The sequence below is a fragment of the Cetobacterium sp. ZWU0022 genome (genome assembly GCF_000800875.1).
Lineage (GTDB): Bacteria > Fusobacteriota > Fusobacteriia > Fusobacteriales > Fusobacteriaceae > Cetobacterium_A.
In genome coordinates, this window is the sequence record NZ_JRJZ01000176.1 from 1 (window position 1) to 332 (window position 332).

A 332-nucleotide genomic window follows, 5' to 3' on the forward strand; every position below is an offset into this window, starting at 1 on the left:
CTTTGCCATAAAAAAAGCACTGGAAAAGACAGCAGATGCTCGTAGCAATGATGGAAAAATTGGTGTTGTTTGGCATACTCAAGGTAGTGGAAAATCTCTAACTATGACATTTTATACGGGACAACTTATGAAAAAGTTTAATAATCCAACAGTTATAGTTTTAACTGATAGAAATGATTTGGATAATCAACTTTTCGGAACTTTCTCAAAAGCTCAAAGTTATCTAATAGAGACACCAAAACAAGCAGACGATAAAGATAGATTAAAAGAATTACTAAATGTAAGTAGTGGTGGAATAATATTCTCTACAATACAGAAGTTTGCTCCTAAAG

General features: G+C 32.2%; 1 protein-coding gene. It reads left to right on the top strand.

What is annotated here, in order from left to right:
* Positions 1–332: DEAD/DEAH box helicase family protein (locus L988_RS11970; RefSeq protein WP_047384571.1), on the top strand; the 332-nt coding region annotated here is incomplete at both ends.